A 26971-nucleotide genomic window follows, 5' to 3' on the forward strand; every position below is an offset into this window, starting at 1 on the left:
AGGTGTCGGTAAGAGCTGGCCGAAAGTCGAGCCATAGACGGATGCGGCGCCTGTTTTTCATCGCGCTCGCAACGCAGCTTCGTGTGATCTGGCCAATCGTGTCAGGGATCGTCTCCCTGATGGTCGGATCCGGGCTTGCAATCTGGCGTATCGAAAACTGGCGCATTGACGAAGCCATGTATTTCACTTTCGTCACCGGCTTGACGATCGGCTACGGCGATTTTACCCCCAAACATGTCACGTCGCGGATATTGGCGCTGGTGATCGGCTTTGCGGGCATCGTGCTGACCGGCGTCGTCGCGGCCGTTACGGTGAAAGCGCTGAATGCGGACGACCAGGAGCCTTGATTCCTGCTCTGCTGCGCTATTGCAACGGCGTCGCCGGCGGCCGGACTTAGTTCTCAATCAGTGCGCAAGACGCGCCCGGGAGTGCCGCTCAGTTACGTATTGCTACGGAAGTCCAGAGCCATCAGCGGGTGTATAAGGCAACAGGTAGGGTCGCGGGAGGGCTCGATGGTATCGGATGAGGGAAGAACCAGCCCCGCACCTCACGATCCCGCAGCCGTTCGCGAGCAGCTCGATCGCATCCTCGCCAGTCCCGAATTTCATGCTCCCGAGCGTGGGAGGCGTTTCCTGCAATATATCGTCGAAGAGATGCTGGAAGGACGCGGCGAACAGCTCAAGGCCTATACGATTGCGCAGGCGGTTTTCGGGCGCGACGCCTCTTTCGATGCTCAGAATGACCCGGTCGTGCGCATCGAGGCGGGGCGGATCCGCCGCGCGCTCGAGCGATATTACCTCGTCAGCGGAAGAAGCGATCCGATCGGGATAACCATCCCCAAAGGAGGCTATTCGCCGCATTTTTCAAGCACCAATGGCACCTCGAATTCCGGCGTTGGAACGAATTCCCAAAACCCCGGAAACAAGCAGGGCGGTCTTGATCGGCCGATCGCCTATCGCGATCTTCTGCTGCCGATTGGCCTACCGGCGCTGTTGGGCGTGATCGCGATTCTGGCTATCATCCGCCCGTTGGAAGAATATTTTTCAAGGCCAAAGGCGCCGCCGGCGCCCGCCGCGTCGACGCTTGCAAGCAAGGCCAGCATCGTCGTCGAGCCCTTCGCGGCTCTCGGCGGCAGCTCCGAAGGCTTAAATTTTGCGAAAGGCTTAGCAGACCAGCTGCTGACGAAGCTGATGAAAGCGGAAAATCTTGTCGTGCTCGGGCCCGATCGGCCGGGTGCCCAACCGATCGTTCCACAGTTCAATCTGCAGGGAAGCGTGGTTATCGAGGGACCGGCCCTTCATATGCATGTCCGCCTGATCAATGGCGCCGACGGCACAGTCATATGGGCAAATCGATATGATCGCGAGCTCCAAGGCCGGACCATTCTCGATATCGAGGACGAGATCGCCATGCAAATCGCTCTGGAAATTTCGGAAAGCCGCAAGCAGAGCACCACACCGCCCGATCGATAAGCGCGTTATCTTGCCGCGGTGGCGTCGATATCAAGCCCCGAGGCACGCAATCCGTTCAGCAAGCGCTCCTGATCTTCAGGCCGTTGCAAGCGCAGCGAAACTTCCTCGCGGATATTGACCATCAATGCCGGCGAATGGGTATAAAGCCAGCGCTTTTCCGCTTCGGCTTCCTCGGTCTTGCCGGCGGCCCCGAGAATGGATAGCAGGACGAGACGATGGACAGGGTTCGAGCCGAGATCGGATTTTCGCGACCAGCGCTCCGCCTGTTCGAGATCGCCTTTGATGAATGCACAGAGCGCCATGCCGGCTTCATAATATCCGCTGGGACCGACGCCTCTATTGAGGGCGATCGAGAGTAGTTCGCAGCCTGACTGCCATTTCCCGGAAAGCGCCAGTCGATAGCCATATTCGCCCGCGACTTCGACGTCGCTGGGATTGGCGGCGTAGGCCGCCGTGCCAGCCTTCAGCGCCTTGTCGACATCTCCCTGGAAGAAGCCCACCAACATCAGTGCCTGCAGAACCCGGGGATCGCTGGGCGCGAGTGATGCCGCCCTCTCCACCGCAGCGTTTGCCATTTCGAGCGGTCGAACCGAAGAGGGGGTGCTGAGCTTGTAGCGAAACCGCACCTCATCAAGATAGACCATGGAAAGCAATGTCCAGGAAGCAACGTTATCGGGGAAACGCTGTGTCGCCTGCCGGAGGCATTCCAGTGCGGCAGCGTGGCTTTGCGCGGTCATGGCCTGACGGTAGCTGTAATAGGCGCGCGTGCAGGCATAGTCATCCTGGTCGCCATTCTGCGCTGGTCCGACGATCTTATCCGTCTCGGTTTGAAGGATGGCGCCATTAGGATGCGCGATAGCGGTGGAAATCTGCCGGGAGATGTTGGCTTGGATGACGAGCTTGTTCTCGACTTGAAGATCGGCATCGAAATTTCTGGCCCAGATGACCGCGCCATCCGATTGGCGCACGAGCCTCGCTGAGGCGCGCAACCTGCTTTTGTCGAGCTGGACATTGCCGTGGAGCGAGTAGTCGGCAACGGCGGCCTGCCCGCCGCGTAGCGGATCGGCAACGACGATGATGTCGTCGATCCGGGCAAGCTGACCGATTACATCATCCCTCAGGCCGCGAGCGATGTCCGAACCGGCGCCGGCGGAGCCGCTTTCAGAAAAGAATTCGACGAGCACCTTCGGATGGGCGCTCGCCAGCGGCAGCGTCGCAGTCGGTCGCCCGTTCCAAACAGACAGCGCAATTGCAAGGGCCAAGGCGAAGACCCCAAACCCCACTGATATGACGATCCCGAAGCCCCGAGCTGCCGACAGCGTCGGAGCACGCATCGTGCTACGAGGGCTGTCTTGGACGTTGAGCTCTGCAGCCTGAGGTTCTTCCGGATTTATCGAGGACGGAGGCGGGACTTCCTGTGCATATTCGAAATGCGGCACATATCCGCCTTTGGGCACGGTAATGACGACCTCGTCCGTGCGGCCTGCGACGAGGTAATAACGCTCGAGCGCCTTTCTGATCCGACCGGCCTCGATCCGCACGACCGGATCATTCTGCGGGTCAAATGAAGCCTCGCGGCCAAAAACAACATTCGCTATCGTAAAAGCTTTCAGGAACCCCGATCGGCCGGCGAGCGTCTCGTTGACGACGAACTCGAGGAAATCCCGCCCCCGCTTCGGCGCATGAAATTCCTCGCTTGCGAGAATTCGCTCGACCTGACGGCAGATTTCATCAACCGTCGGCTCGAGACTGCCCAAAACATTGACTTTTGCGTACCTCATGATCGCCCCACGACAAGTCACGCAATTATCTAAGCCCGTTCTAATACATCATACCGCGCTAGCCCTTGGTTGCAAGTTTTGCCTTCGGGATCCGCGCAGAACGTCCCAAATTTGGGCGCGGACCGTTCTTGGCGCGGATGAGGGGCGCCGATTGTCCGCTACCGAACTAATCTGGCAATGTTGTCTTCCGGTCTGATACGCAATGTTACCTCGGGAACAATCCGGCACCTTTCTGACTTCGTACCAATTGCAGGACGCGGTACCAATGCGGAGCTAGTTCATGAGCCAAGAACGCGGCCGCAGAAAACTGATGTTGCGGCTTCCGGATATCCGCCATCTGCTTGCGGACATAACCAACGAGACCCTCGGAGAACTGTTCGAGGCCTACGATCTTGCAGTCGATGCGCTGGATCGGTTCCGGACCCAGAGCCCGAGAGAAGACAGGCTCGTTGCGGAATATGAGGAGCTCTGTCGCGACATAGAGCAGGAGGTCGTGGTCTACTGTACCAACAGGTAGACACGCCCGAAGAAGACTATTCGGCGCGCTCGACCTCAAAGGCCGGCGCGCGATCATGTTCTGATCCTTCCGTCATTGCCGCAGGCCAGGCCCAGGCTCTCAGCAGCTCGTAGAAGACGCTGAGCACTACCGGCCCCAGAAAAAGCCCCAGCAGCCCGTGGGACAGAGTGCCGCCGATCACGCCGATCAGGATGACGGGCATCGGAGTCGAGAGGCCTCTCGCCATCAAGATGGGTTTCAGGATGTTGTCGACGATCGAGATCGGCACGGCAAGGCAGGTAAAGGCAAAGGCACTGGCGAATGGCCAGGAGAACCAGGCCCAGATGACGAGGGGAAGGAGCACCAGCGCTGGCCCGAGTTGCATGACGCACAGGATGAAGACGACGAAGGTGAGCGCTCCACGCGCTGGAACGTCGAAGATGGCAAAACACAGTCCGCAAAGCAGGGTCTGCAGGAAAGCCACGCCGATGACACCGCGTGAGACATTCCGGACCGTGGTTCCCGACAGCCGGGCGAAACCGACGCCCTTGTCGCCCGCGACCCGGCTTGCCAGAATCTGTATCGCTGCCGCCAGGCGCGTTGACTGGGTGAGGAACAGGCCGGAGAGCATGATAGAGACGACGAAACTCAATACACCGCCGCCGATCGAGGCAAGCTTTGTGACCACTGCGCCCATGACCTCACGGATTGGCGCCTGAAACTTGATGATCGTCGAAGCCAGATCGCCGGCAAGGCGGTTCCAAATGTCATGGAGCCGCTCACCGACAACCGGCCAATCCCTGACGGCGTCAGGCGCTGCCGGCAGGGTAAATTCTCCCGATCGTAACTTGCCGATCAACGCCTCTGCGGTGTCGGCGAAATTGACCGCGACAAGGGCGAGCGGCGCGATGATCAGGACGAGGCAACCGGCGACGATGACGATGGCGGCGATCACCGGCCGGTTTCCGATCAGTCGCGAGAGCGTCGCAAACATCGGAAAGAGAGCGACGGCGAGGATGGCGGCCCAGATGAGAATAAGCGCGAAAGGAGCAATCAGCGTCATCGTCCAATATGCGAAAAGGCCGATAATGCCCAGACGGACGAGATCGCTTACTCTCGCCTCTATCGAAATCTGACCTGCGCCGGTCCCTTGCGTTGTCGTATCGGCTGTCTGCTCCATCGTCGCATCCGTCGGGTTACAGGCCGGACCGTCATGCCCTACGATGTCATGTCAGGCACGACATGGCGGACGCTGCGATCCTCAGTGAAATCGGCCGGCCGTTTTTGCCGTTTGCCCAGGTCGGGCTCGTCGAACTTCAGCCGTTCATAAGGAATGGACTGCAGGATGTGCGAGATGCAGTTGATCCGGGCGCGCTTCTTGTCGTCGGAAGGCACGATCCACCACGGAGCGTGTTTGGAGTCGGTCATCCGCAGCATATCGTCATAGGCGCGCGTATAATCCCACCAGCGCTGGTAGGATTCGACATCCATCGGGCTGAGCTTCCATTGCCGCAGGGGATCGTCGATCCGGCGCCTGAAGCGGCGCTCCTGTTCCTCCTCGCTGACCGTCAGGAAATATTTCAGCAGAATGACGCCGCTCTCGACGATCGCCGCTTCGAAGCGAGGGGCAAGCTCGAGAAAGCGCTGCGCCTTCTTCTCGCTGGTGAAGCCCATGACACGGTCGACGCCGGCCCGGTTATACCAGCTGCGATCGAATATCACGATTTCACCGGCCGCCGGCAGATGAGCGATATAACGCTGCATGTAGATCTGCGACTTCTCGCGGTCGGTGGGCGCGGGCAGCGCCACGACGCGGAAAACCCGAGGACTGACCCTCTCTGTTATCCGCTTGATCATGCCGCCCTTGCCGGCGGCGTCCCGCCCCTCGAAGATGATGACGATCCTTGCGCCCGACTTTTTCACCCAGGCCTGAAGATGCGCCAGCTCCACCTGCAGCCGGTTGATCTCCTTGTCATAATCCCAAGATTTCTTTTTCTTTTTATCCTTGCCGCTGCGGGTTGGCTCTGCGTCGGCCTCTCTCGGCTCATAATTTTCGTCCATGGCTCTCCCTCCTTCTGTCACTGAGATTTATTGCTGGCCTGAACGGTGCGGTCGGGCTGGGGGATATCGCCGATCAGCGCCCGCAAGGCTTCTTCCCTGCCGTTGAAGAGATTGTCGGCGCCGATCGTCTCGATGACCCCGGCACGGGTAAGAATGGCGCGGCTTTCATCGCTGAGATCGGCAATCGCGAAGATAATGTTGCGTTTGGCAAGCAGTTCAGCCACGGCCTCGAGCGCGGTCGCCCCGGTGCTGTCGATATATGTGATGGCGCTTGCATCGAGCACCAGGCATCTGGTCTCGGCGGCCAGCCCCTTGATCACCGAAATCATGCGCAAGCGCACATAATCGGCGTTGTAGAACAGGATGCTGCCCTGGACTGCAAAGACGGCCGCGCCCTCGATGGGACGAGCTTCCGGAAAGCGCTGCAAATCGAAGAATCCGTGCCGCCCTTCGATGCGGCCAAGAAGGCCGTCGCGCGGAAACATGGTCTGCCGCAGGAGATAGGCGAAGGTTGCCGCGATGGCGACGATCACGCCATTGAGGACGCCGAAGCTGATCGCCCCCCACATGGCGATAAGCGCGAAGATGAATTCGATGCGGCTGATGCGCCAGATCTTCCTGAGCTCATCGATATCGATGAGGCTGATCGCCGCCGTTGCAAGGATCGCCGCCAGCGCCGGGATCGGGAGAATGCGCAGCGCATCATTCAGGAAGACCAGCGCCGCAACCAGCGTCGCGGCAGAGACCAGACCTGCAAGTTGAGAGACACCTCCCGTCGACAGGTTTATGGCTGTGCGGGAATCCGACACGCTGATCGGAAATGAACCGAAAAGACCAGGTGCGATATTGGCCGCGCCAAGGCCGATCAATTCCTGGTTTGCATCGACTTCCTCGCCGGTGCGCGAGCCGAAGCTGCGCGCCGCCACTATGCCCGCACCGAAGCTCACGAGAAAAATCGCGGCTGAACCGAGCACGATCTTATCGAGAGGCATCTGATGAAACGCGGGCAGGGAGAGGGCCGGCAGGCCGCTTGGCAAGTCGCCGACCACGGCGATGCCCTGCCCGCGGAAATCGAAGATCGCCGACAGAAGGACAGACACCACTACGACGAGAACCGGGCCGGGAACCTTCAAGTGCAGCGCCCGGACGATCCATAGCAGCGCAAACATCGCAAGGCCGAGGATGAGCGAAGGCCAATGGATCAGGCCGCTCTTGGCGAGCATTTCGACGAGCGGTGCGATCAGCCCGTCGGATTCGATCTTCACTCCGGTGAAGCGGCCGATCTGTCCGACCAGGATCGAAAGCGACACCCCGGCGAAAAACCCGACCAGAATGGGCCGGGACAGGAAGCTCGCGAGAACGCCGAGCTTCAATAGTTTCGCAGCGATGCAGAAGAGGCCGACACCGATGGCAAGCGCCGAAGCGATCGCAACCCGATCGACAGCGGTATCGGCAGGCAAGGCCGCGATGATGGCGCCCATGGCAGCGGCAAGCACCGTCATCGTCGCGGCATCCGGCCCGACGATCAGCAACCGCGACGGCCCGAAAATCGCATAGGCAATCGGCGCAAGAATGCTGGCATAGATGCCGGTTTCCGGCGGCAGACCGGCGATCGCCGGGTAGGCGATGGCGCTTGGCAGGCCGACGGCAGCGACCGACAGCCCGGCCGGGATATCGCTGCGAAGCCAATCCCAGCTGAAACCGCTCAGGCCTCGCAACATCGGAATGCTACCTATCACCGCTGGCTCCTATGCTCTTACCGTTGTTCTTCCCGATCATCGCGCTGCTTGGCCGCACGGTGGCGTCAACTACGATAGCCAAATCGCAAGACCGCGAGTTGAGACCGCCCGTTTGGCAGCGTTCGCGGCGTGCTGATGAGGGTGGTTTGATACGTTAGCAATCAGATCTGAACGCCGATCGCCATCACGTCTCAGACAAGGATGGTGACGACGAAATCAGGGAGGCTCAAGGCAAGATAGTCGAAACACGGCCGCTCCTTCCGACCGGTCTGGCCTCACCCTTTATCTCTATCAACGGTCGATATTAGGCCCGTTTCGGCGTGGAGGCTCGTAGCATCGTGTAATCTCTATCGGATCGCTAGCCGCCAGGCCCTTGCGGTGATCGTCAGCGCCTGAGGAGCGGCGCGACTCGATCGTCTAGATTCCTGCCATTCGGCCGCAGCCTCGAATTCCCCCGGTGACTCAAAAGCCGGCTACCGTAGAGGATCGCGTATTTTACGTCAGCCGCGGGTGCGGCTGTTGTATAGTCTTAACATCTGCTGAGCGCAGTCGGCGGCGGGGGTGGAGATGGCGTCGGGAGATAAAGGTTCGACATATCTATCCGCCCTTGAGACGGCCGAGACTTATTTTCCCAACCAGACGCGGCTGGTACAGCGGCTTTTCTACGTCGACGAGTCCTTTCACAGCATGTGTGAGGATCTCGCGGCCGCCGCCCAGGCTCTGGCGCATCTCGAAGGTCTGCCGGAGGCGGTTCGAGAGGCGCGGCGGCAGGAATATGCGAGCCTGCTAGAGGCTCTGCTGAAAGAGATGGGGGAGGCAATCGCCCAATCGAAAGTCGTCGTGCTGGGGCGACCGCCTCTCATCAGGCCGAAGTCTTCATAAAGGCATCCGTCATTGTTTGATCTAAGGGAGGTCGATGCGATGAAAGCCATTTCCCGCAAAGTGTTTGGGGGCCGGTTCCCACTTGGCCAACTCCTCGCTGGCCAAGTCATTGCTGGATTGTCGGCTGTCGCGATCATCGCGTTGCAGCCGGCCCTGCCCGCGCGCGCCCAGGCGCCTGCACCAGCGGCCGCGCCGACCCAGACTGCTGCCGAACAGCCCGCTGCGGCGCTTCTGTCGGACGATGAACTGGAAGTGCTCGTGGCGCGCATTGCCCTTTATCCGGACGAGTTGGTCGCAGCAATCTCGGCTGCCTCGCTCTTTCCGCTGCAGATTATCGAGGCGCAGCGTTTCCTGGAGACAAAAAAGAAGAATTCCGACCTCAAGCCGAAGAGCGAGTGGGACGGCAGCGTCATTTCGCTGCTCAACTATCCCGATATCGTCAAGATGATGAGCGAGGACCTCGACTGGACGCAATCGTTGGCGGATGCGCTCACCAATCAGCAAAAGGATGTTCTGATTGCCATCCAGCAGCTTCGCGACGAAGCGGTGGAAAAGAACATCATCAAGACGGATGACAAGGTGACCGTCGTTACCGACAACGAGAATATCATCATCCGGCCGACCGATCCCGAGAAGATCTATATCCCGCAATATCCACCGGAAATGCTCTACGAACCGGGTTATGCCTCGGAGCCTATCTCCTACTATCCGGATTATTACGACAGCTACTATTACCCCGGGGCGGGTTTTTTTGCGGCTGCGGTAACCGGGTTGACGTGGGCGGCCATCGTCAACTGGGACGACTGGGGCGTCTGGGGCGGCCGTTGGGATGGCGGCGATATCGACATCGACTGCAACAATTGCCTGAACGACCGCAATTTCAATGGGAAGCTCAAGCTTAACGACGTCGACTGGAGCAATGTCGATCGCAGCAAACTGAGTATAGGCAAGGACCAGTTTTCGAAGCTGGACCGGTCGTCGATCAAATCCAGTCTCCAGAGCGACAATCGCAACCAGCTGCGCAACAGGGCCAACGATATCCAGGCAAGCCAGAGGCCCGGCAATCGCGGTAACGCCGCACGCGCTGAAGACATCCGCAGAAACACGGCGCAAGGTTTGAAGGCCAAGCCCGCCTCCAATCGACCGGCGGCAAGCGATCGGCAGGGAGCGTCGAGGCCTGAGGCCCGTCCTCAGAAGGCCGCCAATCGCCCCGCCAAACCGGCCCAGAAATCCGTCAAGAAAGCCAACAAGCCGCAAATGGCTGCGAGACCAGACAATCGCGGACGCCAGCCAAGCGCTCTCGGCAACCCGCAGTCGGGTCGCCGGGAGGCCGTCTCCTCACACCGCGGCTCGCAGAGCATGGGCCAGCGTCCTTCGGCCCGTCCACCTCAGTATCGCCGCCCGCCAGGCGGCGGCGGTGGCCGCGGTGGCGGTGGCGGTGGTCGTGGCGGCGGCGGCCGTGGCGGCGGTGGACGGCGGTAACACCTGTTTCAGCTCAGGGAGTGACATCATGAGACGCCAATCGACTGTAATTTCGCTCATGTTCGCAGCAGCGCTCTGCGCTTTTTCGGCAACGCCGACGCTCTCACTGGCGCAGGCGGATCTCTCCGCCTACAAGGCGGCGATGTCCTCGCCCAAGTTCGACAGTGCGCAGCTTGCGATCGACAAACTGAAGTCGGTGCTGGCTTCCAACAACATCGACGATCTTGCCGCCTTGCTGGGCCTCAACGCCGACAAGCTCCGTTCAAGCAACGAGGCGATGATCGCATACGGATTGATCCGCGAGGGCGCAGAGCGCCAAGTGGTTCTGAAGGATCTCGGCAATCTGAAGGTCGCTGCGATCGGCGATCGGCTTTGGCCGCTGCCGTTTCCGCTGACCGAAGACAAGGATGGCAAATGGTTCTTCGATACTCAGCGTGGCCTTGAAGAAATCATCAATCGCCGCGTCGGCGAGAACGAGCTCGCCACCATCGATACCATGCGTGAATATGTGGCTGCCCAGTACTGGTTCGCATCCGAGGATCGTGACGGCGACGGCATCTACGAGTTCGCGAAGAAATTGATCAGCAGCCCCGGCAAGCTCGATGGTCTTTACTGGGATCCCAGCGTATACCCCGAGGAAAGCCCGGCAAGCGCGCTGGTCGAAACGGCCGCTTTCGGAGCCGCCAAACGCGGCGAGGGCTATTACGGATATCGCTACCGCATTCTGACATCCCAGGGCGACAACGTGCTTGGCGGCAAGCAAAGTTATATCATCAACGGCTATATGACCGGCGGCTTTGCACTGATCGCCTGGCCGGTCAAATACAGGGTCACCGGCGTGCAGACGTTCATGGTCAACGGGATGAGCGTCATCTACCAGCGCGATCTGGGTCCGACAACGGAAGAGCGTGCCGCGGCGATCAAGGATTTCAATCCGGACGCAAGCTGGACTGTGGTAAAGGATTGAGAGGCCAGCCAGCAGTGCCCTGCGCCGCCAGCTGAGTACGGGGAGCAGCTGCCATGGCGCGGTTTGAGTATCGCTTCTCGCCCGTGACCTCGCGCCCCAGCCATTGCGGCAGATTGAACCGGTCATTCTCGCTCGCCATTTCGATTTCGGCGAGCGTTAATCCCTGGTAAGCGCCGGCGAATACGTCCACCTCCCAGCTCCGGCCGTCATGCAGGACGCGGTATCGCGTCTTTTCAAGGACATGACCTGCATGGAGCAGGAGGTCGCGTGCCTCCTCGACCGGAATGTCATACTCAAATTCCTCGCGAGCGAGGCCTGGCGAGCGGAATTTGATCGTCAGGCGCGCGGAATGCCCGTCGATCAGGCGGACGCGTATGCAGTTCTGATCGAGGCAGAGATAGGCCTGCTGCAGAACGTGCGGCTCGTCGGCGCAAGCGCGCCAACTGTCGTCCCGGACCAGGAACTTTCGCTCGATCTCTATCGCTTTCAATAGGATATTTCCTTGCTCACGCCTGCTCTTTGCCGTTACTCGACGGGGGGTTCCCAGGTGAGGAAGAAGCCGACGTCGCCGGGCATGCCGTCGGGGAAATTGATGATCATCGCCTTGAGCCCGTAGCCTTGCGGCTTGGCGACCTCCTCGAACAGTCCATGCAGTTCCTTCGCCTTTCCCTGTAACGTCTTCTGCCACCCAGGAAGGTTATTGTTGATGGCCCGGCCGCTGTCCGTGCAGAACGTCGATGGAAAGCTGTAGATCAGCGCCTCGTATTTGCCGTCCGCGGCCGCCTTCATCACGAGGCGTTTGATGACAGCGCGTTCCGCTTCTCCGATCTGCTTGCGGAAGAAATCCTCGACGAAGTCAGCATGCTTCTTCGCTTCGCGCGACTTGATCTTTTCGCTGCGCTCGATTTCCAGAAGCTGGAGTTCCAAAGCGCGTTTGCGCAAGTCCTCAGCGCTCGTCATGGATGATGTGGACGCTTCGGGTGATGTCATCGTCGCCTCCTCCAGAATGTTTAGGCGATGATAGAGCGCACGGGGTGACGATGGCAGTAAAATACATGTCCGCGCCGGTAGGATACGGTATCCTACGCTGATCAGGGTTATACTGGCCTGCATTGGCTATTGGCGACCATCGACTAAGGTGATCCTTAATTAGCACATTCTTGCAAATCGCATTGCCGTTATGCCGACTCAGGTCTATCGTCGATGGCTAATACCGCAGGTTGATCGCAATCGGAGTCCTGGGGGAGCCGATGCAAAATGCAGGCGCTGACAGGGCAGGCAGCGACATTTCTTCACCTGAAGAGGTGCAGCAGCAACTTGAGCGTATTCTGTCCAGTCCGGAGTTTCGTCTTCCGGAGCGGGCAGGAAGGTTCCTTGAATTCGTGGTGACCGAGACGCTTGCCGGCCATCGCGACTACCTGAAGGCGTTTACCATCGCACAGGCCGTTTTCGGCCGAGATGCAAGTTTCGATGCTCAGCAGGATCCGTGTGTCCGTATCGAAGCAGGACGACTGCGCAGGGAACTGGAACATTATTACCTGACCGCCGGAGCCAGCGACCGGGTTATCATCACAATTCCCAGAGGCGGCTATGCGCCCATCTTCGAGGTAAGGCGAGGAGCCGAGCCTGCAGAAAGGCCGCAAACGGGACAGTCCGCTGAGCTGCGGCCCTCCCCAGACTACGCGCAGCAGGTCCCTCCGGCAGCGGATGGGCGCCGCCGGGATAAGGCGGACCGGCGTGTGTCATGGTCCCGATATTGGCTCGCCGGAGGCGCGGTGGTCGTGTTTGTCGCCGCTGCCGCGGCGCTTCAGCATGTGAGGCTGTTCGATACCGGGAAAGAGATGCCGTCCGGAGCTGTCGGCCGCCCAATCATCGTCGTCGAGCGCTTCGAAAGCGCCTCCGGCAGCGGGGTAGCATCCGACATCTCCCAGGGCATCACCGACGACATCATCGAAAAACTGGTTCCCTTCAACGATATCGTCGTCGCCGCCGTTCTGCCGCGCAATCGCGGTGGTCAGTTGTCGTCGCAACCGATCTATGCCTTGCAGGGCAGTATCAGGCTGGAAGGCGAAACGCTGCGCTCGACGGCCCGGCTTGTGCGGCGAGCCGATGGGACCGTCATCTGGGCCAATAATTACGACGCCGACATGAAAGTCCAGGGTCTCCTGCAAACGCAGGCAAGTCTTGCCGAGGACATTGCGACGGCAGTTGCGCGACCGTTCGGCGTGATATTTCAGGCGGACACCGCCAGCATCGCAGGAAACGCAGACGCGTTTTCCTGCATCCTGTCCTACTACAGCTACCGGAGCGAAATGAACCCGCAGGCGCAGGAAACGGCAAAATCCTGCCTGAAGCATGCTGCCGAAAAGATGCCCGATGATTCCAATATCGCGGCTTTTCTTTCGCTCACCTATCTCGACGAATTCCGCTTTCCATATCAGCTGGACACGAAACCGACCGCTGCCACGCTGGCAACTGCCATGGAGCTTGCCGAACGAGCCGTGCGGCTCGATCCGAAGAATGCCCGAGCTCTGCAGGCGTTGATGCTTGCCAATTTTTTCGGCAATGACCCGACCGAGGCCCTGCGCGCCGGCGAAGCGGCCTACGCCAGCAATTCGAACGACACCGAAGTTGCCGGCGAATACGGCCTGCGCCTGGCAATGTCGGGGAATTGGGAGAGGGGCTGCGAGCTGATTTCGCAGGCGGTCAGCAAGAATGCGGGACCGCAGGGATATTATGAAGTTGGGATGGCGCTTTGTGCCTTCATGCGGGGCGATACCCAGGCTGCCGAATTATGGTCCCGCATGTCGGACCTCAACTACAATCCGATGCATCGCCTCGTCCTGCTTTCGATCCTCGGCACCCTCGGAAAATCGGCGGAGGCAAAGGAGCAAATCGACTGGATCGAGGCCCGATCGCCCGCCTTGATCCTTAATGTCCGGCGTGAGGTCGTCCGGCGGCTGGCAAGGATCGAGGACCAGGAACGTTTTTTTGCCGGATTGGAGGCTGCCGGCCTGCCCGTTCCAACCGACCGGCCGGCGAATTGACGGCGGTGTGCGACCGGCTGTCCTCGCCATCGACCAAACGAAGCGCAGGGTGCTGTTACCTGTAACATACAGGATCATACATGCCTGCGGCTTCGTCTTTGGCCCAATCTCTTCCATGCAGGACCGGGTCAGCCCCCGGCAGCATGCGTCAGGGTGGGGAGCAGTGTGAACATAAGCAACATGCGCGGCAGTCAGGCCGCTTTTCGGCAGACGCTGCGACGGCTTCTGATCTGCGTTACGATGATGTGCCTGTCAGGCTGCGGCGGGCATCCGAAAGGCGTGCTGACCCCGGTCGCAGAGACTGCTCCTCGCGCCGATCGTGTCGACATGCTGGTCGCCACGACGCGCAGCCGCTCGCCTGTTCCCGGAGAGATGTTCAGCGGCGAGCGCGCCCGCCAGCCCACCTTTGCCGATATCACCGTATCGATTCCGCCTGGCCGCAAAGCCGGTGAAGTCGCCTGGCCGAAGAAGTTGCCGTCCAACCCCAAGACCGATTTTGCGACGCTCAAGGCAACGGAGTTGGATGTCGACGCCGCAAAGGCCTGGCTCAGCGCCAGCGTGCGCAAAAGCCCCGACAGGAGCGTTTTCGTCTTCATCCACGGCTACAACACCCGCTTCGAGGACTCCGTCTACCGTTTTGCCCAGATCGTTCATGATTCCGGCGTGCACAGCGCGCCAGTGCTGGTGACGTGGCCCTCGCGCGGCCGGCTGCTCGCCTATGGTTATGATCGGGAGAGTACCAATTACACCCGCAATGCGCTGGAGAAGCTGTTTCAGTATCTCTACCATGATCCGGAGATCAAGGAAGTCTCGATCCTTGCCCATTCGATGGGCAATTGGCTTGCCATGGAAGGCCTGCGGCAGATGGCGATCCGCAATGGCCGCCTGCCAGCGAAATTCAAGAATGTCATGCTCGCGGCTCCCGACGTCGATGTCGACGTGTTCCGCCAGCAGATCGCCGACATGGGAAAGCAGCACCCCCAATTCACCCTCTTCGTATCGCGTGACGATAAGGCGCTCGCCGTCTCCCGAAGGGTCTGGGGCGATGTCGCCCGTCTCGGCTCAATCGATCCGGAACAGGCGCCTTACAAGCAGGAGCTCGAGGAATACGACATCAATGTCATCGACCTGACGAAGGTGAAGACCAGCGACCGGCTCAACCACGCCAAATTCGCAGCCTCGCCCGCGATCGTCCAGCTGATCGGCGCCCGGATTTCGGAAGGACAGACGCTGACCGACAGCCGCGTCGGCCTCGGCGAGAGAATTCTTGCGGCGACGACTGAAACGGCGGCCGCCGCGGGCAGTGCTGCGGGCCTGGTACTGGCGGCGCCTGCCGCCGTCGTCGATCAGGACACACGCGACGCCTATGCCGCCGATGTCAGCGCGGTTGCCGGGCCCGGCGGCAAGTCGAAACCGGCATGTGGCAATGCGTTCAGGACGGAATGCCGGCCATAGGGCGCCGTATTCGATACTCGGGATTGGGAGGGATCATGCCGATAGTATCATCAAGGAATGGTCTTCGCACGCTGCTCCTGGCGGTGATGGCATCCCTCGCCGCCGCACTGACGGCCATTCCCGCGATGTCGCAGACGCCGCCGGCCGGACTGCCGGCCGAACGGATCGAGCAGTTCATAACCCTGTCCACCGATCCTGCGGTGCAGGAATGGCTGAAGCAGCAGGCGGCGGCAAAAGCGGCTGCCGAAACAGGCGAGGCGAAGCCAAGCGATCCCTCTTTCGCCGAATTCGCCACACGCTTCCGCCGGCATTCTTCGGATCTGATGGAGGCTGCAACCTCGTTTCCATCGCAGCTGATGGCTGCTGCGGCCGTGCTCGAGCGTGATATCCAGGCGAACGGCGGCACCCGGCCGGTAGTGCTCTTGATCGCCTTCATGGCGGCAGGTTTTGCCGCCCAATGGTTTTTCCGGCGGATCAGCGGCGGCTGGCGCGCCTGGATGGAGGGGGCGCCCTTTTCGACCGTCCGGGAGCGGCTTGTCCTTCTCGGCGCCAAGCTTCTCTGGGAAGCATGCCATGTGCTGGCTTTCGCGCTCGGCAGCATCGGCTTTTTCCTCGCCTTTGACTGGCCGCCGCTCGTGCGCGAAATCGTCGTCGGCTACCTCTTCGCCTTCGTCGCCTTCCGGCTCGCGGCCGCGCTTCTGCGCGCTTGGCTCGCGCCCCCCGCCGCCGTACAGCCAGCATTTCGCGTGGTCCCCGTCAGCGATCCGGTCGCGACCTATTGGGCGCGCCGCCTCGCCTATCTCTGCGGCTGGTTCGCTTTCGGCTGGGTGACGGTGCGGCTGCTTGCAACGCTCGGCCTTCCCCCCGCCTCGCGGCTGCTCGTCGCTTATATGCTGGGTGTCGTACTGTTGGCCATCGCCATCGAAAGCCTGTGGCGCCGACCCGTGGAAGAGCTGGCCGAGAGCCAAACGCCCCGCATCGGCCACACGATCCGCAACTCGCTATGGACCGCCTATTTCATCGGTCTCTGGGCTCTCTGGGTGGTCGGTGCGATGAGACTCTTTTGGATCGTCGCGGTATGTGCTGCCGTGCCGGCCATCCTTGCGCTCACTCGCGTCTCCATCGCCAATATTCTGTCCTCTCCTGCCGGCGAGGAAAAGGCCGAGCAGGCGAGCGTCACCTCAGTGCTGGTGGAGCGCGGCGTACGGGCAGCCGTCATCGTCGGGGCCATCCTCCTGCTTGCCAAGGCTCTCGATGTCGAGTTGACCCGCATAACGATGCAGGACACCCCGATGCTGCGGATCGTCAGGGGCATGCTGAGCGCCGGTATCATCCTTCTCGTCATCGATCTCGCCTGGAGCCTCGTGCGTGTTGTCATCGACCGCAAGCTTCGCGAGACCGATACGACCCAAGAGGCAGGCACCGACAGGGCACGCCGGCGGGCGCGAATCCGTACGCTGCTGCCGATTTTGCGCAACGTGCTGATGATCCTCTTCGCCGCCATTGCGGTGATGATGGCGCTGTCTTCGCTCGGCGTCGAGATCGGGCCGCTGATCGCCGGCGCCGGCGTCGTCGGCGTTGCGATCGGCTTCGGCGCCCAGACCGTCGTCAAGGATATTATCAGCGGTGTGTTTTACCTACTCGACGACGCCTTCCGCGTCGGCGAATACATTCAGAGCGGCAATTACAAGGGAAGCGTTGAATCCTTCAGCCTCCGGTCGGTGAAACTCAGGCATCACCGCGGCGCCGTCTACATCGTGCCTTTCAGCGAACTCGGCGCGATTCAAAACATGAGCCGCGATTGGGTGATCGAGAAGATGACGATCACCGTCGCCTATGATGCCGATGTCGAAAAGGCCCGGAAGATCATCAAGAAGATCGGCCAGGAACTGTTCGCCGACCCCGAGTTCAAGCCCATCACGATCGAGCCGCTGAAGATGCAGGGCATCGACAGCCTGGGCGACTCCGGATTGCTGCTGCGCATGAAGGTCATGACGCTTCCCGGAGAACAGTTCACGCTGAAGCGCCGGGCGCTGCGGATGATCTATCAGGCCTTCAATGAAAACGGCATCCGGATCGCCGTTCCGACCGTCCAGGTTGCCGGCGACAAGGTTGCCGATACGGCCGCGGCCGCCCAGCAGGTACTGACGGCGCACAAGCAGGCCCTGGCGGCAGGCGCTGGCTGACATGATCCACGCGGCCTGCCGGCAGGCGGGCCTGGCCAATATGGCGTTCAGGAAAGGAGATTTCGATGAATGATTATCACTCCGCTCTCACCGATCACGTGCCCGGCTTCATCACCGCGCCGGGTCAGACGGACTATTTGTTCGTCGGCGTCATCGTCTTTCTGCTCCTGGTGATTCTCGTGGTCGGCAACCTCTACTTTCAGCTGCACGCCGTTCCCGAACGCATCGCCCATCACACGAACAAGGTGCAGATGGAGATCGTCGCGGTTCTGGCGCTGATCTCGCTCTTCACCCACAACCATCTCTACTGGATCCTCGGTCTGCTCCTGGCCTTCGTTCGGTTTCCCGATTTTGCGACGCCGCTTTATTCGATCGCGCGGTCGCTCGCCAGGCTTGCCGGTCGCAACCCGGCTGAACTCGAGCAGGAGGAGGCGCCGGTTGCAGCCGATCGCCCTGAACCAGTCCAAGCGCCGGCGCCAGAACCGGTGGCGGATGCACCTGCCGCCCGGGCGCCCGCCAAGACACTGCACGAAGAGGGGATCTGATCATGCTCGAATTGTTGCTCTGCTCAATGCTGACGATCTTTCCGGACTATCTCTACAGGCGCTATGTCCAGGGCAAGCGCATCGGCCAGGAGATCACCCTTTACAGCATGTGGTACGAACTGCGCTGGGGAATCTCGGCCTGCCTGATCCTGACCGTTTCTCTGATCACCATGATCTTCTATTTCCATCCCTCGACAAAAACGGTCACGGCCATTTTCCGCACCGTCACGATCCTGCCGGAGGCCTCCGGCCGGGTCGATGAAGTCTTTGTCGGCGTTAACCAAAAGGTCGCCGCCGGCGCGCCGCTCTTCCGCCTCGACGATTCACAGCAGAAGGCAGCATTCGAAACTGCCAGCCGCCAAATCGCCGAAGTCGAAGCCGAAGCGAAGGTCGCGCAGACCGAGCTTGCGAGCATGGACGGCCAGATCCAGGAGGCCGAAGGCGCCCTGAAAGTGGCTGAGGACGAGTTGGAGATGAAGACCCAGCTCCTGAAGAACGATGCCGTCGCTCGCCGGGAAGTGGTCCGCCTCACCAATACGGTCGACAGTCGCAAGGGTTCCGTGAGTGCTGCGCTCGCCAAGAAACAGACGCTGGAAACCAAGCTCAGCGTTCTCCTACCCGCGCAGAAGGCGAGCGCCGAGGCGGCCCGGGCCGAAGCGCAGGTGGAACTCGACAAGACAATCGTCAAGGCTGGGGTTTCGGGCACTGTCCAGCAATTCACATTGCGGCCCGGGGATGTGCTGAACACCATGCTGCGTCCTGCCGGCATCCTGGTGCCGAGCGAAGCGGGCCGCGGCACGCTGATCGCCGGTTTCGGGCAGATCGAGGCGCAGGTGATGAAACCCGGAATGGTCGCGGAGGCTGTCTGTGTCGGCAAGCCGTTCACCATCATCCCGCTCGTCGTGACCGACGTGCAGGACGTGATCGCGGCCGGCCAGTTGCGCCCCACCGACCAGCTGGTCGATGTTCAGCAGATGGCAAAACCCGGCACTCTGACGGTGTTCCTGCAGCCGCTCTTCGACGGCGGCCTCGCTGATGTGCCGCCGGGCAGCAGCTGCATTGCCAATGCCTATACCAACAACCACGACGCGCTCGCCGATCCCAATATCAGCACGCCGCGCTGGATGTTCCTGCATGTCGTCGACACGGTGGGTGTCGTGCATGCGATGATCCTGCGTATACAGGCGATGTTGCTGCCGGTTCAGACTCTGGTATTCGCCGGACATTGAGTTCGAAGTCAGCTTCTCCAGTTTCCCGCCCTCGCTCGGGACTCTGAAACATGGCTTGGCGGATATCAGGCGGTTGAGATTTCATGGAGGGCGAACCCGCGAACGCCCTTCATGGGCTCGACCGTTTCAACGAGGGTCAGGTTTTACGATCTTTAATCAACCCCGCACAAAGGCCTTGGTTCCCGCCGCAGGAACCCGTCATGCCGGATCATCTCGCCCGCATTGCCCCCGAAGAGATCGCCATCGAACTGGCGATCGCTGCCGCCGATACGCAACAGACGGTGAACGAGAAGCGGCGCGCCTTTGCCAAGGCCAACCATCCTGATGGTGTCGCAGCGCCTTTCCCCGACAATGCCAACAGGCGCATGATGATCGCCAATCTGCTGATCGACGAGGCAATGCGCCGCCTGCCGCGTAGCTGAAGCTATCTCGAGCGGGTAAACACTCCGACGCCACGGAGGAGCCGCCATCCGGCTTGGTCCGCGCACGCTATATGTGCTGTTTTCCAGCGATTCAACCGCCCACCAGGGTACTCAGTTCGATTCTTTCGCGTTGGGGTAGCAGATAAACCTCCCGCTTTTTGGTATCTGACATAGCGTATTTCGGGACCCCCTAACCCATGCCTACGTCCTTTTCAGTAAGGCACAGCGCTAACTGGCGAAATTGAATGCGATACAACATGTTGTAGCATCGGGCGGTTTAATGTTCTCAGGAGATCGCCCACATGTCGTCTACGGAAGATCCGAAGCAGCCACGCAACACTGCGCGCAGACATTTTCTAGGAGTGGTTGCGGCCGCCGGCGCTCGTCTCGCCGGCGCGGCGGCCATGGCCACGGCAATTTCAATCTCTCCGGCCAAAGCGATGGGTCGGCGCTGGGGGCGGGGCGGCTCCGGTGGACACGGAGGCTCCGGCGGAAGAGGTGGCCATGGCGGCAGCGGCGCAAATTGCTTCCTGCGCGGAACGGCGATCCTCACCGATTGCGGTGAGAAGCCCGTCGAGGATCTCAGCATCGGCGATCGCGTTGCCCTTCCGGACGGCAGCACCCGTGCGGTCAAGTGGGTCGGCCGCCAAAGCTTCAAGAAGAGCGGCGCACGCTGGCAGAAAGACGTGGTGCCGATCCGGGTTTGCCGCCACGCGCTGGACGGGCACACACCCCATTCGGATCTCTACCTGTCGCCTGGCCATGGGCTGTACCTGAACGGCATTCTGATCCAGGTGAAGGAGCTCGTGAACGGCACGACGATCGCACCGGTCGCTCCCGCGCCCGACGCCTCGATCGACTATTATGCCGTCATGCTCGATGCGCACGAGGTTATCCTAGCCGAAGGTGCTGCGGCCGAGTCCTTCCATCTGAAGAACAGCAATCACGAGAACTTCTGCAACTTTGCAGAGTACCAGCGTCTCTATGGCGGTGAACACAGCATGATGACACCCTTTGCGCCGTTGCTCGGAGGTGGCTGGTCACACTTGAAAGCGCTTCTCCTGCTCGGCGTTTCGCCGTTGGTACCGACAAGCGATCCATTCGGCGATGCCTGCGAAAAGATCGACGCGCAGGCCAGGGAATTGTCGCTCTGACGGGACGGGAATGCGCATAGACCAGGCTCGCTGCACGCGAAGCCGTGCGCCGGTTTTGCGATAATATCGAACAAAGATGTCAAGTGCGGCGCGCATCGGAAAGAGCGCGGCGCGCTTCGATTGTTCGGCTGCGACGAAGCCGATGATACTCGCCGATCTCTTGATCGGCGAATCGCCCGCTACTATTCCGCCTGCCCGTCTTTCGAAGGCTTTTCGGCTGATGTCTCATCGGCCTCGTCCTCTCCCCCGGCGTCGGGCTGCGCAACCGGCTCGGCCGACTGCGGCTGCGGCTTGAAGGTCCAGAACAGCATATAGAAGGCATAGGCGCCGGCTGCAGCGGAGATTACCGCCCAGAAGGGATCGCCGCCGATGATCTCGATCGCCGCCCAGCCGAAACAGACTGCAACGATGCCGACACGCACCCAGAGGCGCTGGTATGCCGGATGGTTCGGATCGATAAGCTGCATGTCTGTCCCCGCGGTCGCATTTTGTCGCACTGTCCTTTAGTTTGAATCTTGCAAATGTGAAAGAGTCGCGGGCTTGACGAGACGCGCAGATGATGGAATGAAAATTCCAGATTGTTGGCAATTCGGTTTATTTGTTCCGAATTCAAGGGAGATTGAAATGACTGTAAGATTTGGTCTGCTCGGCGCCGGCCGTATCGGCAAGGTTCACGCCAAGGCCGTCAGCGGCGATGCCAATGCGACGCTGGTCGCCGTCGCCGACGCCTTTCCGCAGGCGGCGGAAGCCATCGCTTCGGCCTATGGCTGCGAAGTCCGCACCATCGAGGCAATCGAAGCCGCCAAAGACATCGACGCCGTCGTTGTCTGCACGCCGACGGACACCCATGCCGACCTGATCGAACGCTTCGCCCGCGCCGGCAAGGCGATCTTCTGCGAAAAGCCGATCGATCTCGACGTCGACCGCGTCAAGGCCTGCATCAAGGTGGTGGAAGAGACCGGCGCCAAGCTGATGGTCGGCTTCAACCGCCGCTTCGACCCGCATTTCATGGCGGTGCGCAAGGTGATCGACGACGGCAAGATCGGCGACGTTGAAATGGTGACGATCACCTCGCGCGACCCCGGCGCCCCGCCTGTCGATTATATCAAGCGTTCGGGCGGCATCTTCCGCGACATGACGATCCACGATTTCGACATGGCCCGCTTCCTGCTCGGCGAAGAGCCGGTCTCGGTGCTGGCGACCGCCGCCGTGCTGGTCGACAAGGCGATCGGCGAAGCCGGCGATTATGACAGCGTGTCGGTCATCCTGCAGACCGCTTCAGGCAAGCAGGCCGTCATCTCCAACTCCCGTCGCGCCACCTATGGCTACGACCAGCGCATCGAAGTGCACGGTTCCAAGGGCATGGCGGCAGCCGAAAACCAGCGCCCGGTCTCGATCGAAGTGGCGAACGGCGACGGCTATACCCGCCCGCCGCTGCATGATTTCTTCATGACCCGCTACACCGAAGCCTACGCCAACGAGATCGCCGCCTTCATCGCCGCGATCGAAAAGGGTTCGAAGATCACCCCCTCCGGCGCGGATGGCCTGGCAGCGCTGGCTCTCGCCGACGCCGCCGTCCAGTCGGTCAAGGAAGGCAAGCTGATCAAGATCGGCTGACGGTCCTCTCCCGACCGGAAGTCGTGCATGAGATGGCCGGGCTCTGCCCGGCCGTTTTGCGTTTGATGGCACTCGCAGGTGCGTGAACCAAGACCCTTCCCCGCCGAGCCACGGTTGCTAAAATTCGTGTCTGTGGCTGCCCCTCATCCGCCTGCCGGCACCTTCTCCCCGCAGGCGGGGCGAAGCGACATGCCGCGCCCTCTTTCTCCATCTCGACGTTGCGTTTGGCACGTCCCCTCGCCCCGTTTTTTACGGGGAGAGGGTTAGGGTGAGGGGCAGCCATTAACGCCGAGGCGCCGACAGCATCTATCCCTAATCCGTCCCCTGCCCCCCCGACAGCACGATGTCCTGGTCGATCACCGAGAGCGCCCGGTTGAGGTGGCCTTCGAAGACGAGGATGGGTTCGTCGGGGACGACTCGGATTTCGGGCATGCCTTCCATGCGCACGATATGCGACTGGCCGAGGCCCTCTTCGATGCCCTGCCGCAGCAGGTCGTAATAGCGGGTGCCGGGGCCGGTGATGGCGATCGGCATGCGTTCGGTCAGGCTGAGCATGCGCGACAGGCCGTTGCCGAGCGCGAGCCCCGCCTGGCGGAAGGCGAAGGCGGAGGTGCGGTGGCCCTGGCGGGCGCGGGCGGCGATCTTGTCGAGTTCGGCGACCGGCACGAATTTGGCCGGGATCGTATCGAGCGGCACTTCGAAGGCGCTGCGCAGGATAGCGTAGAAGCCGGCATAGGCTTCGATGCAGCCGCGAGTGCCGCAACGGCAGAGACCGCCACCCGCCATATGCAGCATGTGGCCGAAATTGGGGGCGGAGATCTCCTGGCCGGCCTGGCCGCCGCGCCGGACGATTCCGAGCCCGATGCTGTGGCCGAGCGACAGTGCGGCGAGCGAACGGAAATCAGCGCCCTTGGCGATCTCCTCGCGGGCGCCGAGCGCGGCGGCGACGAGCAGCGTCTCGTTGTCGAGAATGACCTTCGCCTGCCAGGAGGGCCGCAGCGCCGATTCGAAATCGATCTGGTCGCTGCCGAAGATCGGCGACCACAGAAGCACCGGCTCGGTGGAATGGACCAGCCCCTTGGAACTGATCGAGATCAGCAGCACCCTTTCCTGCGAAATCCTCGAGCGATCGAGAATGCGCAAGAGCCCGGCCTGCACCCCGGCGACGAACCGGGCGGCACCGGACGGATCACGCGAGCGCTCCTCGCTGAAACGGTCGATCAGCTTGCCTGCATAATCCACAAGCGAATATTGCACGGCATCCGAGGAGATGATGACGACGATCAAATAGCCGCAATCGCGCCGCTGGCGCAAAAGCACACGCGGCCGGCCGCGGCCGCTTGCCGCCTGCTGCTCGGATTTTTCGATGATCTGAGCGCGTTCCAGATCGGCTGTTATCGCCGAAATGGTGGCCGAGGAAAGGCCGGTGAAATCGGATATTTCGGTATGGGCGAGCGCACCGTGGCGCCGCAGCACGGACAGCACGAGCACGCTGTTTCTCTGCCGGACCAGCTCCGTGCTCGACTTGGTCAGCATGGATGCCGCCCTCTCCTCCTGCTTTCGTCAGAGCATGATGTTACCCGAAAAACCGCTCACGGTTTTCGGCATCATGCCTTCATCGCCCTCACCTTCCACTGCATCTGCGGCCGCTCTCGCGCAAGCGAATTAAGCCGGCGATGCAGAGTTGACAGTTGAAAAAATCTCTGACAGTTAATTTCTCGACTGTCGAGAAAAAAATCTCGACAGCTTTCGCGGTGGCCGGAGGAAGCATGGGCTGGGCCGGTCGCAACTCACTCGGGAGGACAATTTATGAAGTCTATTTTGAAACTGATGGCAGGTGCTGCCATTCTCGTTTCCGTGCATACCGCCGCCATGGCTGCTGATCTCGTCGTCGGCGTTTCCTGGTCGAATTTCCAGGAGGAGCGCTGGAAGACCGACGAAGCCGCCATCAAGAAGGCTCTGGAAGCCAAAGGCGCCAAGTATATTTCCGCTGACGCGCAGTCCTCTGCCGCCAAGCAGCTGACCGACGTCGAATCGCTGATCTCGCAGGGCGCCAACGCGCTGATCATTCTCGCCCAGGACTCCGACGCTATCGGCCCGGCGATCGAAAAGGCCGCCGCCGAAGGCATTCCGGTCGTCGGCTACGACCGCCTGATCGAAAACCCGGCTGCCTTCTACATCACGTTTGATAACAAGGAAGTCGGCCGCCTGCAGGCTGAGGGCGTCTTTAAGGCCAAGCCGGAAGGCAACTACGTCTTCATCAAGGGCTCTTCTTCCGACCCGAACGCGGACTTCCTGTTCTCGGGCCAACAGGAAGTGCTGAAGGCTGCGATCGACGCCGGCAAGATCAAGAATGTCGGCGAAGCCTATACCGACGGCTGGCTGCCGGAGAATGCTCAGCGCAACATGGAGCAGTTCCTGACCGCCAACAACAACAAGGTTGACGCCGTCGTCGCCTCCAACGACGGCACGGCCGGCGGCGCGATCGCAGCGCTCGACGCCCAGGGCCTCGCCGGCTCCGTTCCGGTCTCCGGCCAGGACGGCGACAAGGCGGCGCTGAACCGCATCGCGCTCGGCACGCAGACGGTTTCCGTCTGGAAGGACAGCCGCGAACTCGGCAAGCGCGCCGCTGAAATCGCTCTCGACCTCGCCGGCGGCAAGGACATGAGCAAGATCGACGGCGCTCAGGCCTTCAAGGGGGGACCGAAGGGCGTGGAAATGCAGTCGGTCTTCCTGAAGCCGCTTGCGATCACCAAAGACAATCTGAACGTCGTCATCGACGCCGGCTGGATCTCCAAGGCTGAAGCCTGCCAGGGCGTCAAGGCCGGCACGGTTGCCGCCTGCAAGTAAGCCAGCTTTGAACTAGAATGACCGGCGCCGCAGCGGACACCGCTGCGGCGCCGGATGCGGACGGGAATTCCAAGACGAAGTTTTCTCCGCCTCGCCACACCATCGCAGACTTGCATTCCCTGCCGGAAGAGCGTCGCGACGCCACGCGACCGGCTTCCGGAAGCATCGCGGTGGTCAGTTGAAGACAGACGAATGACGCCTTTGGCCAAGCTCCAGCACGCAGGCGCCCGTCTAAACAAGAATGGGGGAACGGCAAACCCATGGCCGACATGCTAAAATCAACGACTTCAAGCGGGCCGCGAACGGCGGAAGCCAATCCGGTGACCCGCTTCTTCCGCGCGACCGAGATCGACACCCGCCTGCTCGGCATGATCGGCGCGCTCGTCATCATCTGGATCGGTTTCCACATCATCACCGGCGGCCTGTTCCTGACCCCGCGCAATCTCTGGAACCTCTCGGTCCAGACGACCGACATCGCGATCATGACGACGGGCATGGTGCTGATCATCGTCACCCGCAACATCGACCTTTCGGTCGGTTCCGTGCTCGGCCTCTGCGGCATGATCATGGGCGTGATGCAGGCGAAGATCCTGCCGGAATATATCGGCTTCGACAGCCCCTTCACCTGGGTGATCACGCTGCTGATCGGCGTCATCGCCGGCGGCCTGATCGGCACCTTTCAGGGCATGATCATCGCTTTCCTCAACGTGCCGTCCTTCATCGTCACCCTCGGCGGCCTGCTCGTCTGGCGCGGCGCGACCTGGCTCGTCACCAGCGGCCAGACGGTTGCCCCCATGGACCAGACCTTCCGCATCATGGGCGGGGGCGCGGAGGGCTCGATCGGCGCCACCTGGAGCTGGGTCGTCGGCATCGCCGCCTGCCTCTTCGTCATCGCCAGCATCATCGGCTCGCGCCACCAGCGCCGCCGCTTCGGCTTTCCGCGCCGGCCGATCTGGGCGGAATATTTCCTGGCGACCTTGAGCTGCGTGCTGATCCTCGGCGCCGTCTCGATCGCCAACAGCTATTACTGGCCTGTTAACATCGCCAAGAAATATGCCGAGACCAACAATATCCCCTGGCCGGAAACCGGCCTCGACATTCCCTACGGCATCGCCGTGCCGGTGCTGATCGCCATCGTCGTCGGCATCATCATGACCTTCATCGCCACCCGCCTGCGCTTCGGCCGCTATGTCTTCGCGATCGGCGGCAACCCGGAAGCGGCCGAACTCGCCGGCATCAAGACACGTTGGGTGACGGTGCGCATCTTCGCGCTGATGGGCGTGCTCGCAGCCATTGCGGCGGCGATTTCCACCGCCCGCCTCAATGCGGCGACGAACTCGCAAGGCACGCTCGACGAGCTCTACACCATCGCCGCCGCCGTGATCGGCGGGACGTCGCTCGCAGGCGGCACCGGCACCATCGCCGGCGCCATGCTCGGTGCGCTCGTCATGCAATCGCTGCAATCCGGCATGGTGCTCGCGCATGTCGACACACCGCTGCAGAGCGTCGTCGTCGGCACCGTCCTTGTCGTGGCGGTCTGGCTCGACACCGTCTACCGCGCCCGTGCCAAGTGAGAGGAGCTCCAG

23 protein-coding genes and 1 pseudogene are annotated in these 26971 nt (G+C 61.2%); 16 read left to right on the forward strand and 8 right to left on the reverse strand.

The genetic code is table 11. The annotated features are described in order from the left end of the window. Positions 1-41: 41 nt before the first annotated feature. Together CO660_RS01455 and CO660_RS01460 are read left to right on the forward strand one after the other, a co-directional pair. Positions 42-347: a potassium channel family protein gene (locus CO660_RS01455; RefSeq protein ID WP_097597051.1), complete on the forward strand. Its 306-nt coding sequence runs from the start codon at positions 42-44 to the stop codon at positions 345-347. 165 nt (positions 348-512) lie between these two features. Beyond that, on the forward strand, positions 513-1472 hold the full coding sequence (locus CO660_RS01460) for a hypothetical protein (RefSeq protein ID WP_097597052.1): 960 nt from the start codon (positions 513-515) through the stop codon (positions 1470-1472). Positions 1473-1477: 5 nt separating this feature from the next. Here CO660_RS01460 and CO660_RS01465 read toward each other — a convergent pair whose 3' ends face one another. Further along, positions 1478-3253 carry a hypothetical protein gene (locus CO660_RS01465; RefSeq protein ID WP_097597053.1) on the reverse strand — a complete coding sequence of 592 codons (1776 nt, stop codon included), beginning with the start codon at positions 3251-3253 and terminating at the stop codon, positions 1478-1480. Between the two features lie 280 nt (positions 3254-3533). On the opposite strand from CO660_RS01465, the gene CO660_RS01470 reads away from it, so the two are divergent. Beyond that, positions 3534-3770: a hypothetical protein gene (locus CO660_RS01470; protein ID WP_097597054.1), complete on the forward strand. Its 237-nt coding sequence runs from the start codon at positions 3534-3536 to the stop codon at positions 3768-3770. 16 nt (positions 3771-3786) lie between these two features. On the opposite strand, the gene CO660_RS01475 is transcribed toward CO660_RS01470, so the two are convergent. From CO660_RS01475 to CO660_RS01485, 3 genes are read right to left on the reverse strand one after another with little or no spacing between them, the layout of a single operon-like run. Next, positions 3787-4929 carry an AI-2E family transporter gene (locus tag CO660_RS01475; RefSeq protein ID WP_097597055.1) on the reverse strand — a complete coding sequence of 381 codons (1143 nt, stop codon included), beginning with the start codon at positions 4927-4929 and terminating at the stop codon, positions 3787-3789. Between the two features lie 38 nt (positions 4930-4967). Beyond that, positions 4968-5810 carry a polyphosphate kinase 2 gene (gene ppk2, locus CO660_RS01480; RefSeq protein ID WP_097597056.1) on the reverse strand — a complete coding sequence of 281 codons (843 nt, stop codon included), beginning with the start codon at positions 5808-5810 and terminating at the stop codon, positions 4968-4970. Positions 5811-5827: 17 nt separating this feature from the next. Next, positions 5828-7549: a SulP family inorganic anion transporter gene (locus CO660_RS01485; protein ID WP_097597057.1), complete on the reverse strand. Its 1722-nt coding sequence runs from the start codon at positions 7547-7549 to the stop codon at positions 5828-5830. 567 nt (positions 7550-8116) lie between these two features. On the opposite strand from CO660_RS01485, the gene CO660_RS01490 reads away from it, so the two are divergent. The 3 genes from CO660_RS01490 to CO660_RS01500 all read left to right on the forward strand — a co-directional run bounded on the left by CO660_RS01490 (position 8117) and on the right by CO660_RS01500 (position 10880). Then, a complete protein-coding gene (locus tag CO660_RS01490; protein WP_097597058.1) occupies positions 8117-8431 on the forward strand; it encodes a hypothetical protein in 315 nt (104 codons plus the stop codon). 117 nt (positions 8432-8548) lie between these two features. Beyond that, on the forward strand, positions 8549-9913 hold the full coding sequence (locus tag CO660_RS01495; RefSeq protein ID WP_245421276.1) for a DUF3300 domain-containing protein: 1365 nt from the start codon (positions 8549-8551) through the stop codon (positions 9911-9913). Between the two features lie 28 nt (positions 9914-9941). Then, positions 9942-10880 carry a DUF2950 family protein gene (locus tag CO660_RS01500; RefSeq protein WP_097597135.1) on the forward strand — a complete coding sequence of 313 codons (939 nt, stop codon included), beginning with the start codon at positions 9942-9944 and terminating at the stop codon, positions 10878-10880. On the opposite strand, the gene CO660_RS01505 is transcribed toward CO660_RS01500, so the two are convergent. Further along, the gene (locus tag CO660_RS01505) at positions 10843-11370 is read right to left on the reverse strand and encodes a CYTH domain-containing protein (RefSeq protein ID WP_085779045.1); all 528 of its coding nucleotides are present in this window, start codon (positions 11368-11370) and stop codon (positions 10843-10845) included. The genes CO660_RS01500 and CO660_RS01505 overlap by 38 nt on opposite strands. Before the next feature lie 35 nt (positions 11371-11405). Continuing rightward, positions 11406-11870, reverse strand: a complete 465-nt coding sequence (locus CO660_RS01510; RefSeq protein WP_085779046.1) for a hypothetical protein — start codon at positions 11868-11870, stop codon at positions 11406-11408. Positions 11871-12130: 260 nt separating this feature from the next. Here CO660_RS01510 and CO660_RS01515 point away from each other — a divergent pair, with 260 nt between their 5' ends. From CO660_RS01515 to CO660_RS01545, 7 genes and pseudogenes are all read left to right on the forward strand, one after another. Continuing rightward, a complete protein-coding gene (locus tag CO660_RS01515) occupies positions 12131-13927 on the forward strand; it encodes a hypothetical protein (RefSeq protein ID WP_097597060.1) in 1797 nt (598 codons plus the stop codon). A gap of 240 nt (positions 13928-14167) precedes the next feature. Beyond that, entirely contained in the window at positions 14168-15382 is a 1215-nt protein-coding gene (locus tag CO660_RS01520; RefSeq protein WP_245421278.1) for an alpha/beta hydrolase, read from the forward strand. A gap of 35 nt (positions 15383-15417) precedes the next feature. Further along, positions 15418-17568, forward strand: coding sequence for a mechanosensitive ion channel family protein (locus tag CO660_RS01525; RefSeq protein ID WP_097597061.1), 2151 nt, complete (start codon positions 15418-15420; stop codon positions 17566-17568). 65 nt (positions 17569-17633) lie between these two features. After that, entirely contained in the window at positions 17634-18113 is a 480-nt protein-coding gene (locus CO660_RS01530; protein ID WP_245421270.1) for a hypothetical protein, read from the forward strand. A 2-nt stretch (positions 18114-18115) separates the two neighbouring features. Continuing rightward, the gene (locus CO660_RS01535; protein WP_097597062.1) at positions 18116-19342 is read left to right on the forward strand and encodes a biotin/lipoyl-binding protein; all 1227 of its coding nucleotides are present in this window, start codon (positions 18116-18118) and stop codon (positions 19340-19342) included. Positions 19343-19524: 182 nt separating this feature from the next. Continuing rightward, positions 19525-19764, forward strand: a pseudogene (locus CO660_RS01540) (hypothetical protein); the annotation flags it as partial. 302 nt (positions 19765-20066) lie between these two features. Beyond that, the gene (locus CO660_RS01545) at positions 20067-20918 is read left to right on the forward strand and encodes a Hint domain-containing protein (protein WP_097597063.1); all 852 of its coding nucleotides are present in this window, start codon (positions 20067-20069) and stop codon (positions 20916-20918) included. A gap of 182 nt (positions 20919-21100) precedes the next feature. Here the strand turns inward: CO660_RS01545 and CO660_RS01550 are convergent, their stop codons facing one another. Beyond that, a complete protein-coding gene (locus tag CO660_RS01550) occupies positions 21101-21385 on the reverse strand; it encodes a hypothetical protein (RefSeq protein ID WP_097597064.1) in 285 nt (94 codons plus the stop codon). 157 nt (positions 21386-21542) lie between these two features. On the opposite strand from CO660_RS01550, the gene iolG reads away from it, so the two are divergent. Beyond that, the gene (gene iolG / locus CO660_RS01555; RefSeq protein ID WP_097597065.1) at positions 21543-22535 is read left to right on the forward strand and encodes an inositol 2-dehydrogenase; all 993 of its coding nucleotides are present in this window, start codon (positions 21543-21545) and stop codon (positions 22533-22535) included. Positions 22536-22847: 312 nt separating this feature from the next. Here iolG and CO660_RS01560 read toward each other — a convergent pair whose 3' ends face one another. After that, complete coding sequence (locus CO660_RS01560; protein WP_097597066.1) at positions 22848-24071, reverse strand: ROK family protein; 1224 nt, start codon at positions 24069-24071, stop codon at positions 22848-22850. Between the two features lie 273 nt (positions 24072-24344). Here CO660_RS01560 and xylF point away from each other — a divergent pair, with 273 nt between their 5' ends. Further along, the gene (gene xylF, locus CO660_RS01565; RefSeq protein WP_003581351.1) at positions 24345-25385 is read left to right on the forward strand and encodes a D-xylose ABC transporter substrate-binding protein; all 1041 of its coding nucleotides are present in this window, start codon (positions 24345-24347) and stop codon (positions 25383-25385) included. A 260-nt stretch (positions 25386-25645) separates the two neighbouring features. Further along, positions 25646-26959, forward strand: a complete 1314-nt coding sequence (locus tag CO660_RS01570) for a sugar ABC transporter permease (protein WP_097597067.1) — start codon at positions 25646-25648, stop codon at positions 26957-26959. Positions 26960-26971 lie beyond the last annotated feature (12 nt).

The sequence above is a fragment of the Rhizobium sp. L9 genome (genome assembly GCF_002531885.1).
Taxonomy (GTDB): domain Bacteria; phylum Pseudomonadota; class Alphaproteobacteria; order Rhizobiales; family Rhizobiaceae; genus Rhizobium.

What these genes read in the sequence shown, in the direction of transcription:
- CO660_RS01550 (WP_097597064.1), bottom strand. Translation starts at nt 21,385, where the DNA reads ATGCAGCTTATCGATCCGAACCATCCGGCATACCAGCGCCTCTGGGTG.
- CO660_RS01515 (WP_097597060.1), top strand. Translation starts at nt 12,131, where the DNA reads ATGCAAAATGCAGGCGCTGACAGGGCAGGCAGCGACATTTCTTCACCT.
- iolG (WP_097597065.1), top strand. Translation starts at nt 21,543, where the DNA reads ATGACTGTAAGATTTGGTCTGCTCGGCGCCGGCCGTATCGGCAAGGTT.
- CO660_RS01525 (WP_097597061.1), top strand. Translation starts at nt 15,418, where the DNA reads ATGCCGATAGTATCATCAAGGAATGGTCTTCGCACGCTGCTCCTGGCG.
- CO660_RS01455 (WP_097597051.1), top strand. Translation starts at nt 42, where the DNA reads ATGCGGCGCCTGTTTTTCATCGCGCTCGCAACGCAGCTTCGTGTGATC.
- xylF (WP_003581351.1), top strand. Translation starts at nt 24,345, where the DNA reads ATGAAGTCTATTTTGAAACTGATGGCAGGTGCTGCCATTCTCGTTTCC.
- CO660_RS01530 (WP_245421270.1), top strand. Translation starts at nt 17,634, where the DNA reads ATGAATGATTATCACTCCGCTCTCACCGATCACGTGCCCGGCTTCATC.
- ppk2 (WP_097597056.1), bottom strand. Translation starts at nt 5,810, where the DNA reads ATGGACGAAAATTATGAGCCGAGAGAGGCCGACGCAGAGCCAACCCGC.
- CO660_RS01560 (WP_097597066.1), bottom strand. Translation starts at nt 24,071, where the DNA reads ATGCTGACCAAGTCGAGCACGGAGCTGGTCCGGCAGAGAAACAGCGTG.
- CO660_RS01500 (WP_097597135.1), top strand. Translation starts at nt 9,942, where the DNA reads ATGAGACGCCAATCGACTGTAATTTCGCTCATGTTCGCAGCAGCGCTC.
- CO660_RS01490 (WP_097597058.1), top strand. Translation starts at nt 8,117, where the DNA reads ATGGCGTCGGGAGATAAAGGTTCGACATATCTATCCGCCCTTGAGACG.
- CO660_RS01465 (WP_097597053.1), bottom strand. Translation starts at nt 3,253, where the DNA reads ATGAGGTACGCAAAAGTCAATGTTTTGGGCAGTCTCGAGCCGACGGTT.
- CO660_RS01545 (WP_097597063.1), top strand. Translation starts at nt 20,067, where the DNA reads ATGTCGTCTACGGAAGATCCGAAGCAGCCACGCAACACTGCGCGCAGA.
- CO660_RS01510 (WP_085779046.1), bottom strand. Translation starts at nt 11,870, where the DNA reads ATGACATCACCCGAAGCGTCCACATCATCCATGACGAGCGCTGAGGAC.
- CO660_RS01470 (WP_097597054.1), top strand. Translation starts at nt 3,534, where the DNA reads ATGAGCCAAGAACGCGGCCGCAGAAAACTGATGTTGCGGCTTCCGGAT.
- CO660_RS01475 (WP_097597055.1), bottom strand. Translation starts at nt 4,929, where the DNA reads ATGGAGCAGACAGCCGATACGACAACGCAAGGGACCGGCGCAGGTCAG.
- CO660_RS01570 (WP_097597067.1), top strand. Translation starts at nt 25,646, where the DNA reads ATGGCCGACATGCTAAAATCAACGACTTCAAGCGGGCCGCGAACGGCG.
- CO660_RS01535 (WP_097597062.1), top strand. Translation starts at nt 18,116, where the DNA reads ATGCTCGAATTGTTGCTCTGCTCAATGCTGACGATCTTTCCGGACTAT.
- CO660_RS01520 (WP_245421278.1), top strand. Translation starts at nt 14,168, where the DNA reads ATGATGTGCCTGTCAGGCTGCGGCGGGCATCCGAAAGGCGTGCTGACC.
- CO660_RS01460 (WP_097597052.1), top strand. Translation starts at nt 513, where the DNA reads ATGGTATCGGATGAGGGAAGAACCAGCCCCGCACCTCACGATCCCGCA.